Source organism: Rhodoferax sp. RT4P68 (assembly GCF_056521305.1).
On record NZ_JBWMBB010000007.1, the window covers coordinates 130,741 to 144,358 of the forward strand.

A 13,618-nucleotide genomic window follows, 5' to 3' on the forward strand; every position below is an offset into this window, starting at 1 on the left:
GGGCTCGTGGCGAGTCTCTCCCCCGCCTAAGGGCGCATCCTCACGATGCGGATAAACCCGCTGGGTGTTTGTCTCCTGTCGATGTATCGTTTTAGTAAATCGATTTACAACGCCACAGGAGACAACTTTGAAACGCTTACTTTCCGCTGCGCTGCTCGTCGCCTTCTCCTTCGCCGCCATTCCCGCTGCTGCGCAGACGGCCAAGCGCGTATTGCGCATTCATACCGCCGGCCCGGCCGACCTGGGTGTGGACAACACCATGCTGGCCACGGAGTTCGCCAATCTGGTCAACGCCGCGTCGCCGTCGCTGGAGGTGAAGGTGTTTGCGAACAGCCAGCTGGGCCAGTCGCGCGAGGTCATCGAGGCCATGCGGCTCGGCTCGGGCGCATCAGGCACCACCGGTGGCGCGGCGGAATACGCCTCCTTCGTGAAGCGCGTCGGGGTGCTCGGTCTGCCTTTCGTGTGGAAGAGCTATGACCATGCGCTGAAGGTGCTGGATGGCCCGGTGGGCGCGGCCCTGAACGCCGACATGGAGAAGGGCGGCTTCAAGGTGCTCAGCTGGGGCGTGAGCTGGGGCTACCGCAACGTGGTGACGGCCAAGAAGGAAGTGAAGCAGGCGTCCGATCTCAAGGGTCTGAAAATCCGCACCATTCCGACCAAGGTGTTCGTCTCTGCGATCAACGCCATGGGCGCCAACGCCACGCCGATGAACTTCGGCGAGATCTACACCTCGCTGCAGGGCGGCGTGCTCGACGGCTTCGAACACACGGCGGCGACCACGCTGTCGTTCAAGCTGAACGAGGTGTCGTGCTGCATGGCGATGACGCGCCACCTGATGGACCCGGTCCTGTTGGCGCTGTCGATGTCCGAATGGCGCAAGCTCAGCCCGGCCGAGCAGGCCGTGGTGGCCAAGGCCGCCGAAGACGCCGGCCGCACCGTGCGCGCCCTGGCCAGCGTGCGCGAAGCAGAGTCGCTTGCCGCCGTCAAGAAGCTGGGCATGAAGGTCTACGACATCGACCTGGCCCCCTTGCAGAAGGCCGCGTTGGCGGCACAGGACGAACTGGCCAAAGACTTCGGCGCCGAGTCGCTGCTCAAGCAGATCCGCGCGCAGTGATGCAGCGCGTGTTCCACGCCATCGACCGCGCGGCCGAGTGGCTGGTCGCAGCGGTGCTGGGCATCATCGTCATCATCGCCCTGGTCCAGGTCGTCAACCGGTTCGCGCTCAATTCCTCGCTCAGCTGGAGTGAGGAGGCGCAGATCTTCGGCCACATCTGGATCGTGTTCATCGGCATTCCCATCGCGCTGCAACGCGGCGCGCACCTGTACATCGAGACCTTCTGCGACAAGCTGCCGCCGCGCGCACGCTTGGTGTTCGACTTCATGGTCGAGCTGCTCTGGGCCGCGTTCGGCCTGTCGCTGGTGGTGCTGGGCTGGAAGGTCGCCGAAGTGGCCCACCTGCAGGAATCGCCCGGCCTGGAAGTACCGATGAGCTGGCCGTATGCCGGCATGGTGCTGGGCGGGGCCTACCTGCTGCTGGTGGCGCTGCGACGCCTGTTCGGCCTGCGCCGGAGGCCCGCATGATCTGGATTCTGTTCGCGCTGATGCTGGGCACCATGTTGGCCGGCATGCCGATTCTGCTGTCCATCGCGCTGGTGGGCTACGTGGGCGTGGCGGCGGTGCCTGATCTGGTGCTGGCGCTGTTCGCGCAGAAGATGTTCGCGCAGCTCGACTCGTTCACGCTGCTCGCGCTGCCGTATTTCATCCTGGCCGGCGGTTTGATGTCTGCCGGCGGCATGAGCCAGCAGCTGGTCGATTTTTCGCGTGTGCTGGTGGGCCACCTGCGCGCCGGGCTGGCGCATGCCTCGGTGGTCGCCAGCATGGTGTTTGCCGGCATCTCGGGTTCCAGCACCGCCGATGCATCGGCGATCTCGGCCATCGTGATTCCCACCATGAAGAAGTCAGGCTACAAGCCAGGCTTTGCCGCCGCCCTGATTGCCACCGCCGGCACGATCGGCGCCATCATCCCGCCGAGCATGGTGATGGTGGTGTACGGTGCCATCGCACAGGTGTCCATCGGCGGGCTATTCTTGGCGGGCATCATTCCCGGCATCCTCGTCGGCATGTTTCTGATGGCGACCATCAAGATCTACACCTACCACCCGGACTACCCGGAGCTTCGGGTCACGCATGGCAAGTTCCAGTGGAGCGCGCTGCGCAAGTCCTTCCTGGAGGTCTGGCCGGCGCTGCTCGGGCCCGTGATCATCGTCGGGGGCATCCTCAGCGGCGTGTTCACGGCCACCGAGGCGGGCGCCGTGGCCTGCCTCTATGCGCTGCTGCTGGGCATGGTGTTCTACCGCAAGATCAAGTGGCGCGACCTGCCGCGCATCCTGCTGGAGGCCGCGGTCATGACGACCATGGTGTCGGGCGTGATCGCGGTGGCCGGCGCTTCGGGCTGGCTGCTTGGGTATCTGGAGTTCAACGAAGGCGCGGTGAAGTTCGTCACATCGTTCTCGCAAGATCCGACGGTCGTGCTGCTGCTGGTGGCGGTCGTCATGATCGTGCTGGGCACCTTTGTCGACTCGCTGGCGGTGCTGCTGGTGTTCGCACCGGTGGCCATCCAGCTCAGCAAGGTGTATGGCATCGATCCGTTCCAGATGGGCCTGGTGATGGTGATGTGCAACCAGATCGGCGCCGTGTCGCCGCCCACCGCGCCGCTGCTGTTCGTGACCACCAGCATCGCCGAGACCACGTACGCGGAAGTGAACCGCCATGTCTGGTGGTTCATGCTGGCCGAGGTGCTGGTGCTGCTGCTGGTCATCTTCATCCCGGGCCTGTCCTCATGGATTCCTCACTTTTTCCTGGGGTAGCGACGCCTTGAGCACGATCCAGGATGTTGCCCGGCATGCGGGCGTTTCCATCAGCACCATCTCCAATGTGCTGAATGGCCGCACGGACCGCATGGGCCCTGAAACGCTGGCGCGCGTGCAAGCGGCCGTCGCGGCGCTGAACTACCGCCCCAACCGGGCGGCGCAGCAGCTCAAGACGGGGCACAACCCGATGCTGGGCCTGCTCGTGCCCAGCATTGCCAACCCGATGTACGGCTACATCGCACGCGAGGTCGAAAGCGCTGCCCAGCAACAGCACGGGCACCGCGTGATGCTGGGCAACACGTACCGCAGCAAGGAACTGGAGACCAGCTTCTTCGACGACTTGCTCTCGCATGGCGTGCGCGGCGTGATCATGATCTCCTCGCAACTGGACGAGCAGCACTTCGAGCCGGCCGTGCAGCGCGGGTTGGTGATCGTCAGCTACGACCGGCGCGCCACGCCGGGTGCGGCACCGACCATCGATCACGTGTCCGTCGACAACGTGGCGGCCGCGCAGCTCGCCACGGCGCACCTGCTCGCCTACGGGCACCAGAGGCTGGCGTTCGCCACCGCCTCCGGCCAGACCATGAGCCGGCGCGAAAAGGTCAAAGGGTTCCTGGCCGCCGCACAGGCCGCCGGGCTGGCAGGCAGTGCCCAGGTTCTCGAAGGCAGCACGCAGGATGGCTATGGCGATTCGCAGATGGCAGATGTGGGCCGCATGTTGGCCGCGCGCATCGCGGCCGACCCGCAGCGGCCCACCGGCGTGGTCTGCGTCAACGACCTCATGGCGTTCGGTCTGATGGCTGGCCTGCGCGACGCCGGCTTGTCGGTGCCGGGCGACGTATCGGTGGTGGGCATCGACGGGCTGTTCCTTTCCTCCTTGATGAATCCGGGCCTCACGACGGTGCGCCTGCCCGTGCCCGACATGGCGCGCACCCTGGTGGACCGGGTCATCGCACGCATGGCCGATCCGCGCATCGCCCCGGGCGAGTTCATCTTTTCCCCCGACCTGGTGGAGCGCGAGTCCGTGGCTGCGCCTGCCCGCCCTGACAGGAAGCACGCGTGACCGCAACCCCGACCGTTTTCGTGACCCACAGCCCGACGGCGCTGCACCACTACTACGGGCCGCGGGCCCTGGCGGCGCTGGAAGCCGTGGCCACCGTGCGCCGCAGCACGACGGAGGAGCCCTTCACCGCCGAGACCCTGGCTGCGGCCGCGCAGGACTGCGACATCATCGTCAGCGACCGGCGCGCCGAAGGCAGCGCCGACCTGCTGGCGCGCCTGCCCCGCCTGGTGGCGTTCTGCCGCTGCGCTGTGGACATCCGCAACGTGGATGTCGCCGCGGCCAGCACGCACGGCATCCTCGTGACGCACGCCAGCGCGGGCTTCATGGCGTCCGTGTCCGAATGGATCGTCGGCATGATGATCGACCTGGCCCGCCACCTGAGCCCGGCCGTTGCGCAGTACCAGGCGGGCATACCGCCCACGGTGCTGATGGGCCGCGAACTGCGCGGCGCGACGCTGGGCATCATCGGCTTCGGCCAGATCGGCCGCTACCTGGCCGACCTGGCGCGCGCTTTCGGCATGCGTGTGTGCGTGGCGGACCCGTTTGCGCAGATGCCGGCGCCGGCGCAGGTGGATCCGGTGCCGCTGGCAGCGTTGCTCTCGCGGTCTGATTTCGTGGTGTGCCTCGCCGCCGCGACGCCGCAGACCGAAAACCTGATGGGCGAAGCGGCGTTCGCGGCCATGCAACCGTCCGCCTACTTCATCAATGCCGCGCGGGGCAACCTGGTCGACGAGGCCGCGTTGCTGCGTGCGCTGAACGACGGCCGCATCGCCGGCTGCGCACTCGACGTCGGCCGTGCGCCGGACCAGATGCCCAGCCCGGCATTGGCGCGCCATCCACGCGTGCGCGCCACACCGCATATCGGCGGGCTGACGCCGCCGGCCATCGAGCACCAGTCGCTGGAAACGGCAACGCAGGTCGCGGCCATCCTGCAGGGCCGCATCCCGGCCGGCGCTGTGAATGCGGCGCATGCGCTGCGCTTGCAGGCCCGCTTCTCCACCAACAAGGGCACCACCCCATGAACCCGACTGCGCTTCCCGCCGGCGCCTGCGACTGCCATGTGCATGTCTACGAAGACGCCTTTCCCGTGGCGCCCAGCGCCGTCTCCAATCCTCCCCATGGTCCGCTGACGGCTTACCGTGAAGTGCAGGCCGCGCTGGGCCTGGAGCGCGTGGTCCTGGTGCAGCCCACCGCCTACGGTTTCGACAACCGCTGCCTGCTCGAGGCCGTCGCCAAGTTGGGCAGTGGGGCGCGCGGTATTGCCATGGTGGCGCCTGAGATCAGCGACGCCGAACTGGAGCGCCTGCACGCACAAGGCGTGCGAGGCGTGCGCTACATGACCATTCCGAACGCCGGGGGGATCGTGTCCTGGGACAGCATCGAACGCATGGCTGCCCGCATTGCGCCGCTGGGCTGGAACATCAATCTGCAGCTCGACGGCCGCGACCTGCCGCAGCGCAAGGCCGTGATCGACCGGCTTCCCTGCAAGGTGGTGATCGACCACAACGGCAAGTTTCTCGAACCCGTGGCGCCGGACCATCCGGCCTTCGTGGCCCTGCTCGATGTGCTCGCCGCCGAGCACCGGTGGATCAAGCTGTCTGCGCCGTATGAGACGTCGAAGGTCGGGCCCCCGGGGTATGACGACGTGTCTGCACTTGCCAAGGCGCTGGTGCGGGCGCATCCAGACCGCTGCCTCTGGGCGAGCAACTGGCCGCATCCGAATCGGGTGCCGCCACCGTCGGATACCGCGTTGCTGGCGCTGCTGACTGAATGGGCGCCCGACGAGCAGGTGCGCCGCGCGATTCTGGTGGACAACCCCGCTGCGGTGTACGGGTTCTGAGGGCCGACCCCTGCCAGGCGCAGGGCGAACTGCTGGCATTGCGGTTGAAGGGCGGGGCTTCTCTGCGAACGCAGCGTTCTTCGCCTGCGCTGCACCGTTTTCCGTTCCCCAAAAAAAAGAGGCGATGCGCCGCAGATGTATGCGGGGCATCGCCTCGTGGCCGTCAGGGGCGGTGGCCGAAGATTGGCCGCCCGTCCCCTACGCTGCTTGCGTCGTCAAACGCGCGGCGGGTCGGTCTCGCGCGCGCTGTGCCGGGGGCCTGCCACGGCCTTGGTGAAGGCCTGCATCGCCTGGCCCATGTCGCCGCCGCCGGCGATCAGTCCCGGGTCGCCACTGCCATCGGGCAGCTGTGCGGGCACGCCGGCCTTGTCCAGCAGCGCCTGCGCGTCGGCCGTCACCAGCAGCGTCTTGCCGTGGCGGTACTGGGCCTGCACAAACTCCACCGCCAGGCCGTTGGCGGCCAGGTTCTGGATGCAGGCGCTGCCCTGCGGCAACACGACCGCGTCGAACAAAAAGCCCGGCTCGTTCTCGAACGAGGCATCAGCCTGCAGGCCCGCGCCATCTGCACTGGTCAGCGCGCCCACGTGCGGGCCCACGATGCGGGGCACCGCGCCAGCGTCGGCCAGCGCCGCCGCTTGCGCCTGCAACACCGCCGCGTCCACGCCATCGGCTGCCATCAGGGCAATGACCCGGCCGCGCACGGTGCCGTCGCCCGGCCGCGCCATCAGCGACAGCGAGGGCGAGACGCGCACCTCGGGCTTGGCTGGCTTGTCCAGTGCGCGCGGCAGCGGCTCGGGCAGCTCACGCATACCCAACCCCTGCGCGACCTGGCGCGCCAACTCTTCGGACACGTTGCGCAGTGAGGCGACCATGCGCACGCGAATCGCCGGCACCGTCAGCTTGGACAGCTCGAAGCGGAACGCGGCGACGATGTGCGCCTGCTCCACCGGCGTCTGGCTGTCGAAGAACAGCGTGGCCTGCGTGTAGTGGTCTGCGAACTTCTCGGGCTTGGCGCGCACCTTGCCCTGTTCTTCCTTGGCAGCAATGCGCGCCGGCACGGAGACAAAGCCCTGCGCTGCACCAGCCTGGAACGGGCAACCGCCGGCCAGCGAGTTCGGCTCGTAGGCGACGCGACCGCGCGGAATGGCCTGGCGGTGCATGCCATCGCGCTGGTTGTTGTGCACCGGCGCAACGGGGGCGTTGATCGGCAGCTCATGGAAGTTCGGGCCACCGAGGCGCGAGATCTGCGTGTCCACATACGAATGGATGCGGCCGGCCAGCAGCGGGTCGTTCGAGAAGTCGATGCCCGGCACCACGTGCGCGGTGCAGAAGGCGACCTGCTCGGTTTCGGCGAAGAAGTTGTCCGGGTTGCGGTTCAGCACCATGCGGCCGACCTTGACGACGGGCACCAGCTCTTCGGGGACGATCTTGGTCGCGTCGAGGATGTCGAAGCTGAAAGCCTCGGCCTGCTCTTCGGTGAAGATCTGAAAGCCCAGTTCCCACTCGGGGTAGCAGCCCGATTCGATGCGTTCCCACAGGTCGCGGCGGTGGAAGTCCGGGTCGGCACCGGAGATCTTCACGGCCTCGTCCCAGACCAGGGAGTGGGTGCCGAACTTCGGCTCCCAGTGGAACTTGACGAAGACCGACTCACCTGCCTCGTTGACCAGCCGGAAGCTGTGCACGCCGAAGCCCTGCATGGTGGCGTAGCTGCGCGGGATCGCGCGGTCCGACATGGCCCACATCAGCATGTGCGTGGACTCGGGCATGAGCGAGACGAAGTCCCAGAACGTGTCGTGCGCGCTGCCGGCCTGCGGCATGCCGTGGTGCGGCTCGGGCTTGACGGCGTGGACCAGGTCGGGGAACTTCATCGCATCCTGGATGAAGAACACGGGGATGTTGTTGCCCACCAAATCCCAGTTGCCCTCGTCCGTGTAGAACTTGACGGCAAAGCCGCGCACGTCGCGCGCCGTGTCCTTGGAGCCGCGCTCACCGGCCACGGTGGAGAAGCGCACGAACACCGGGGTGATCTTGCCGGCCTCTTTGAACGGCGCGGCCTTGGTGTATTGGGTCTGTGGCTCGTAGCACTCGAAAAAGCCGTGCGCGCCGGATCCGCGGGCGTGCACGATGCGCTCGGGAATGCGCTCATGGTCGAAGTGCGTGAGCTTCTCGCGCAGCACGAAGTCTTCCAGCAGCGCCGGGCCGCGCACACCGTATTTCAGCGAGTTCTGGTTGTCGCCGACCTTCACGCCCTGATTGGTCGTCAGGGCCTGGCCGGACGAGTCAACGCGCACGCGGTCCAGCGATTCGATGGAGGCGTTGACACCCTCGGGGGCGACGGTGCCGGTCTTGGTCGAACTGTTGGCTTCGGACAGCGTGCTGGCGGCAGGCAGGCGCGATGCCGGCTGCACCGTGGCACCGGCGGGCGGCGCCGTACCGTTGCGAAAGCCATGCTCGGATGGCTTGGTGGCATTGAACGGCATGCCGGCGACGAGGGCATCGGTGTCACGGGCCTGCGCGGCGGCTGGCGTGTCGGCACCGGCAGGCATGGTGTTGGCGCCGGCATCGGTGCGGTGGGCCGCCGCGGCGGCGACCTTGGCTTGAGGTGCGGGCGCTTGGCTGGACGACGGTGTCTTGGGTGGTTTGGCCATGGTCTGGGGACTTTCGTGGAGTGGATCGAGGCAATGAAGCGGTCGGTCCGTCAGCCTATGCAGACCACAGTGCGTCCGATGTAGGACGCGGGCCAAAGCGGGAGCGGCGTCTTTCTGGTTCTCACGTCGCGCTGCGGTGCGCACCCGTGCCGTGCCGGCGCGGCGATGTCTCTACAGCCCGTCAGGCAATGGCCCGCAGCCGCAGGCTCACGCCCCAAACCGGGGCAGGAGTTGCGCGGCCAAGCGCTGCAGCGCGGCCTCGGCCGTGGTGTCGGTCTGCGTGGACTGCGTCAGCATGAGGTTGAGCCGCTGACCAAGCTCTTCCACCATCCAGCCGCTGGCCTGCTCGCGCAGCACGCCGGCTGCGTCGCGCGTGCAGGACGCGGTGGCGGCGATGCGTTCGGCATAGCGACCCGGCGGCAGGCCATAGACCACCACCGGCTTGCCCAGCGCGACGGCAAAGCCGACCTCGAACACGGTGCCGGAATCAGGCTCCTGGCCGCGAAAGTTCATGAGGTTGGCGATCACGCCGTCGGCCTGGCGGATCAGCGCGATGTTGCCTTCGTAGATGCGCTGCGCCAGTGTCGCGTCGTCGCCCTGGAATCCAGCGGCCAGCCCGCCGTCCGACGGGGGCAGTGCCTGCAACCCCAGGCGCTCGCAGCAGGCCGCCAGGGCGCTGAAGACCGTGGCGCTGTCGCGGAAGAACACGTCGGGGCCGGCGAGGTAGATGCGGGGCCGTGTGGGGCCGGCAGTGGAGGGCTGGAGCATCGGCATATTGTCCCGCTTCGCATGCCGGTGTCCCTGGCTTCTACCCTGTGGATTGCGCCGCGCGTGCCGGGGCGTTCGCCGCTGTCTCAGGGCGGCAGGGCGTGCCGTGCGGCCCAGGCACCGGTCCAATGGGCCAGCGCCTGTGGCAGGCCCGCGTCGGCGGGCGGCGGCGGCAGGCCCAGCACCCGGGCGGCGGCCCGCAGCGCGGCCAGCGGGTCCGCCAGGTCGAGCGGCTGCGCGCCGTTCTGCTTGGACAGCTTTTGGCCATCGGCGCCCATCACCAAAGGCGTGTGCAAGTAGCGCGGCAGTGCATGGCCCAGCGCGCGCTGCAGCAGGATCTGACGCGGCGTGTTGTCTGTCAGGTCTTCGCCGCGCACCACGTCGCTGATGCCCTGGTCGGCGTCGTCGACCACCACGGCCAGCTGGTAGGCCCACAGGGCGTCGGCGCGGCGCAGCACGATGTCGCCGACCTCGGCTGCCACATCCTGCTGCTGCGGGCCGAGGCGCCTGTCCTGCCAGCCGACCACGGCCGCATCCGGCAGGCGCAGGCGCCAGGCGCGCGCGGGGCGGCCGTGCAGGCCGCTTCTGCAGGTGCCGGGGTAGACCAGTTCGCCGTGCCGCTGCGGCGCCAGGCCCTGGGCCTGGCGTGCGGCCTGGATCTCGCTGCGCGAGCAGGCGCAGGGGTAGGCCTGGCTGGCGTTGACCAGCCGGTCAAGTGCGGCCTGGTAGAGCGCGCCGCGCTGCGATTGCAAAGCGGGTGGGGCGTCAGGGTGCAGCTGGCAGGCGGCCAGCTGCGACAGGATCAGCGCGGTGGTACCGGGCGGGCAACGGGGCGTGTCCACGTCTTCGATGCGCACCAGCCAGCGGCCACCATGGGCCCGGGCGTCGAGCCAGCTGGCCAAGGCCGCCACCAGCGAGCCGGCGTGCAGCGGGCCGGTGGGCGAGGGGGCGAAGCGGCCGACGTAGGGGCGCCCGGCCGGCCTCACCGCATGCCCCTCATGCCATCGCGAGCGCCAGTTCCAGCCCGGAGATGAAGGCGTTCTCGACCCGGTGGCCCAGGCACCAGTCGCCGCACAGGCCGATGCGCTGCTTGGCGTCCCAGACATGGCTCTGGCCCAGCGGCTCCAGCGTCTGCGCCTGGTGCCAGCTGTGCACGGCAGCGAAGGCCGGCTCGGCACGGATGCCGGTCACCTCCGAGAACGCCTTGCTGAGCTTGGCCAGCACGCGGGCCTGGTCGTCCTGCAGGTGCTCGGCCGACCAAGCGGTGCTGGCCTGCACCGTCCAGCGCTCCACGCTGCCGCGGCCGGGCTTGGACGATTCACGCGCCACCCAGGCGATGCGGTGGTGCGTGCTGCGCGCCGCGTTCCACTGCGGCCCCAGGTGCGACAGGCTGGCCTGCTGCGCCTGCGGGAAGGCCAGCATCAGCGTCCAGCAGGGGCCGACGCTGACCGTGTCCAGCTTCTTCTGCAACGGCCCGGCCATCGAAGAGGCGCGCAGCAGCTGCAGGGCCTGGGCATGCGGCACCGCCAGCACGACGTCGTCGAAGCCGCCGAACACGCGCTGCGCATCGGCTGCGCCGACCGCGCCCACGGTGGCCAGCTGCCACTGCTTGGGGTGCAGCGCGTCGCGCACGATGCTGGTGACCTGGGTTTCCGTCTCGATGGCCTGCCCCGCCGCCAGCGGTGCCGCCCAGTGCTGCGGCAGCGCGCTCATGCCCGGCGTGGCGACCCAGTGGGCCTCGCTGGCGGGCAGGGCGGCGGCTGCGACACGGCCGTAGGCATCCAGCACGCGCACGGTGTTGGCGCTCCAGCGCTTGCACAGCTGCGGCGTGGTTGCCAGCGCCTGCGTGAAGCGCTCGTCGCGCACGGTGAAGTACTGCGCGCCGTGGTCGAAGGTGCCGAACGCCGTGTCGGCCGTCGCCATGCGCCCGCCGATCAGCGCATTGCGCTCGAACAGTTGCACCGTGTGGCCGGCCTGCACCAGCGTGCGGGCGCAGGCGATGCCGGCCATGCCGGCACCGACGATGGCGATGCGCCGCGCGCGGGGCACGGGGGGTGTTGTGGATTCTTGGTTCCGTGTGCGCTTGGTCATGGGGCTGCACTCTACACGGCGCCGCAGGCGCCCAGCGGCGTGGACGGCGTTCAGTCGTGCTGCCGGGCGTTGAGCAGCGCCGCGCGCGTGGCCGCGCTCTCCAGCTGCTGCAGCCACCACTGCAGCGCACGCCCCATGCCCAGCCCGCCGGATGGCGCATGCCAGGCGTAGCCGATGTCGACCACGCGCTCGGGCCGCTGCATGCGCCGCGCCACCAGCCGCCCGGTGTCCAGATAGGGCCGCGCCAGGTTCTCGGGCAGAAAGCCGCTGCCCAGGCCGCGCAGTTGCGCCTCCAGCTTGGCACGCATGGTCGGCACGGTCAGCACGTCCTGCCCGCCCAGCAGGCCCAGCGTGATGTTGGCGCGCTTGGCGGAATCCGCCACCGCCACCGCGCGGTGCTGCTGCACCAGCGCGTCGGTCAGGGGCTCTTCGGCCTGCGCGAGCGGGTGGTGCGGCGCCATGGCGTAGACGAAACGCATTGCCCCCAGCGGCTTGACCTGCAGATCGCGGATCGAGCCGCCCTGCGTGACCACGCCGATGGCCAGGTCCGCCTGGCCCGTGACCAGCGCCTCCAGCGTGCCGGAGAGCACCTCTTCGCGGATCTTCAGCCGCGTGGGCGGGGCGATGGCGTAGAACGCCTCGCACAGATCGAGCACGGTGTTGCGTGAGATCACGCTGTCCACAGCCACCGTCAGCTGCGGCTCCCACCCGGTGGCCACGCGGCGCACGCGGTTGGCCATGGCGTCGATCTCCAACAGCAACCGCTGGCCCTCGCGCATCAGCTCGGCGCCGGCCTCGGTCAGCCGCGCCTGCCGCGAGCTGCGGTCGAACAGCAGCACGTCCAGCGCGTCTTCGATTTGGCGCACGCGGTAGGTCAGCGCACTGGGCACCAGGCCCAGGGTGCGGGCCGCGGCCGCAAAACTGCCGGTCTCGAAGATCGTGGCCAGCATCGCCAGGGCCTCGGGCGTCAACACATCGCGAGGGCTGGGAGGCGTGTGACTGGGCATGTCTGATTCAGTGGCTTTGAATGGTGACTCGAATTTGCGTGCATTGTCTTTGAATGCACCGCCCCTAAAGTCATGTCCATGCGCTGTGTAGCGCACATCAACCGAAGGAGTTCACCATGCTGACCCTGCGCAAATCTTCCGACCGTGGCCACGCGGACCATGGCTGGCTGAAGTCGCACCACAGCTTCTCGTTCGCTGGCTACCACGACCCTGCGCACATGGGCTGGGGCAACCTGCGCGTGATCAACGAAGACCGCATCGCCGCCGGCACGGGCTTTGGCACGCACGGTCACCGCGACATGGAAATCATCAGCTACGTGCTGTCCGGCGAGCTGGCGCATAAGGACACGATGGGCAATGTCAAGGGCATCCCGCCGGGCGACGTGCAGCGCATGAGTGCAGGGCGCGGCGTGCAGCACAGCGAGTTCAACCACGCCAAGGACCAGACCACGCACTTTCTGCAGATCTGGATCGAGCCCAACCAGTTCGGCATCGCCCCAAGCTATGAGCAGAAGACCTTCGCGAGCGAGAGCAAGCGCGGCGCTCTGCGGCTGGTGGCTTCGCCCGACGGCGCGCAAGGCTCGGTGACGATCCATGCCGACGCGGCGCTGTACGCCGGACTGTTCGATGGCAACGAGGAGGCCAGTCTCGCGCTGGACCCGGCCCGCAAAGGCTATGTGCACCTGGTGCGCGGCACGCTGGACGTCAACGGTCAGCACCTGCAGGCGGGCGACGCCGTGTTGCTGTCCGGCGAATCGCTGCTGACGCTGGCTGCTGGCCGGGACGCCGAAGTGCTGGTGTTCGACCTGGCCGCCTGATCCCTGGCGCGGCGACCGCACGTGGCGCCGCGCGTATTCTTTCTTTTGATTCCTTGGATTTCGACATGACCACCTCTCCCTCATCCACCTTCAGCGGCGCACAAGACGGGCTGGCCCTGCTGGGCCGCATCCTGCTGGCCGCGCTGTTCGTGCCGGCCGGCTTCGGCAAGCTGATGGGCTTTGCCGGCACCGTGGGCTACATCGGCTCGGTCGGCCTGCCGCTGCCGCAGGTGGGCGCCGCCATGGCCATCGTGGTCGAGCTGGGCCTGGGCCTGGCCTTGCTGGCGGGCTTCAAGACGCGTTTTGCCGCGCTCGCGCTGGCGGTGTTCACGCTGGCGGCCTCATTCTTCTTTCACAACTACTGGGCCATGCCGGCCGACAAGGTCATGGTGCAGCAGCTGATGTTCATGAAGAACGTCGCCATCACCGGCGGCCTGCTGGCCTTCGTCGCCTTCGGCGCGGGGCGGTTCAGCGTCGACCGGCGCTGAAACAGCCGCGCGGCCTAAACTGCCG

General features: G+C 68.5%; 13 protein-coding genes. 8 read left to right on the forward strand and 5 right to left on the reverse strand.

Features of this window, described 5'->3' with window-relative positions; all coding sequences use genetic code 11:
• Positions 1–127 precede the first annotated feature (127 nt).
• Genes AC099J_RS16630 through AC099J_RS16655 form a run of 6 tightly spaced genes read left to right on the forward strand, consistent with a single transcriptional unit; the run spans position 128 to position 5,773 of the window.
• Complete coding sequence (locus AC099J_RS16630) at positions 128–1,114, forward strand: TRAP transporter substrate-binding protein (RefSeq protein WP_479616388.1); 987 nt, start codon at positions 128–130, stop codon at positions 1,112–1,114.
• Positions 1,114–1,581, forward strand: coding sequence for a TRAP transporter small permease (locus tag AC099J_RS16635; RefSeq protein WP_479616389.1), 468 nt, complete (start codon positions 1,114–1,116; stop codon positions 1,579–1,581). Before AC099J_RS16630 ends, AC099J_RS16635 begins: the two co-directional genes overlap by 1 nt.
• Positions 1,578–2,867, forward strand: coding sequence for a TRAP transporter large permease (locus AC099J_RS16640; RefSeq protein ID WP_479616390.1), 1,290 nt, complete (start codon positions 1,578–1,580; stop codon positions 2,865–2,867). The genes AC099J_RS16635 and AC099J_RS16640 overlap by 4 nt, the downstream gene beginning before the upstream one ends.
• Before the next feature lie 7 nt (positions 2,868–2,874).
• On the forward strand, positions 2,875–3,933 hold the full coding sequence (locus AC099J_RS16645) for a LacI family DNA-binding transcriptional regulator (protein WP_479616391.1): 1,059 nt from the start codon (positions 2,875–2,877) through the stop codon (positions 3,931–3,933).
• Positions 3,930–4,955, forward strand: coding sequence for a hydroxyacid dehydrogenase (locus AC099J_RS16650; RefSeq protein ID WP_479616392.1), 1,026 nt, complete (start codon positions 3,930–3,932; stop codon positions 4,953–4,955). The genes AC099J_RS16645 and AC099J_RS16650 overlap by 4 nt, the downstream gene beginning before the upstream one ends.
• The gene (locus AC099J_RS16655) at positions 4,952–5,773 is read left to right on the forward strand and encodes an amidohydrolase family protein (RefSeq protein ID WP_479616393.1); all 822 of its coding nucleotides are present in this window, start codon (positions 4,952–4,954) and stop codon (positions 5,771–5,773) included. Before AC099J_RS16650 ends, AC099J_RS16655 begins: the two co-directional genes overlap by 4 nt.
• A 215-nt stretch (positions 5,774–5,988) precedes the next feature.
• Here the strand turns inward: AC099J_RS16655 and AC099J_RS16660 are convergent, their stop codons facing one another.
• The 5 genes from AC099J_RS16660 to AC099J_RS16680 form a co-directional block, all read right to left on the reverse strand.
• Positions 5,989–8,421 carry a catalase gene (locus AC099J_RS16660; RefSeq protein ID WP_479616394.1) on the reverse strand — a complete coding sequence of 811 codons (2,433 nt, stop codon included), beginning with the start codon at positions 8,419–8,421 and terminating at the stop codon, positions 5,989–5,991.
• A 207-nt stretch (positions 8,422–8,628) separates the two neighbouring features.
• Entirely contained in the window at positions 8,629–9,189 is a 561-nt protein-coding gene (locus AC099J_RS16665) for a nucleoside 2-deoxyribosyltransferase (protein WP_479616395.1), read from the reverse strand.
• An 86-nt stretch (positions 9,190–9,275) separates the two neighbouring features.
• Entirely contained in the window at positions 9,276–10,175 is a 900-nt protein-coding gene (gene gluQRS / locus AC099J_RS16670) for a tRNA glutamyl-Q(34) synthetase GluQRS (RefSeq protein WP_479616396.1), read from the reverse strand.
• A 10-nt stretch (positions 10,176–10,185) separates the two neighbouring features.
• Entirely contained in the window at positions 10,186–11,280 is a 1,095-nt protein-coding gene (locus AC099J_RS16675; protein WP_479616397.1) for an NAD(P)/FAD-dependent oxidoreductase, read from the reverse strand.
• 50 nt (positions 11,281–11,330) lie between these two features.
• Entirely contained in the window at positions 11,331–12,287 is a 957-nt protein-coding gene (locus AC099J_RS16680) for a LysR family transcriptional regulator (protein WP_479616398.1), read from the reverse strand.
• A 116-nt stretch (positions 12,288–12,403) separates the two neighbouring features.
• On the opposite strand from AC099J_RS16680, the gene AC099J_RS16685 reads away from it, so the two are divergent.
• Both AC099J_RS16685 and AC099J_RS16690 read left to right on the forward strand, forming a co-directional pair.
• Positions 12,404–13,105: a pirin family protein gene (locus AC099J_RS16685; protein WP_479616399.1), complete on the forward strand. Its 702-nt coding sequence runs from the start codon at positions 12,404–12,406 to the stop codon at positions 13,103–13,105.
• Between the two features lie 65 nt (positions 13,106–13,170).
• On the forward strand, positions 13,171–13,593 hold the full coding sequence (locus tag AC099J_RS16690) for a DoxX family protein (RefSeq protein WP_479616400.1): 423 nt from the start codon (positions 13,171–13,173) through the stop codon (positions 13,591–13,593).
• Positions 13,594–13,618 lie beyond the last annotated feature (25 nt).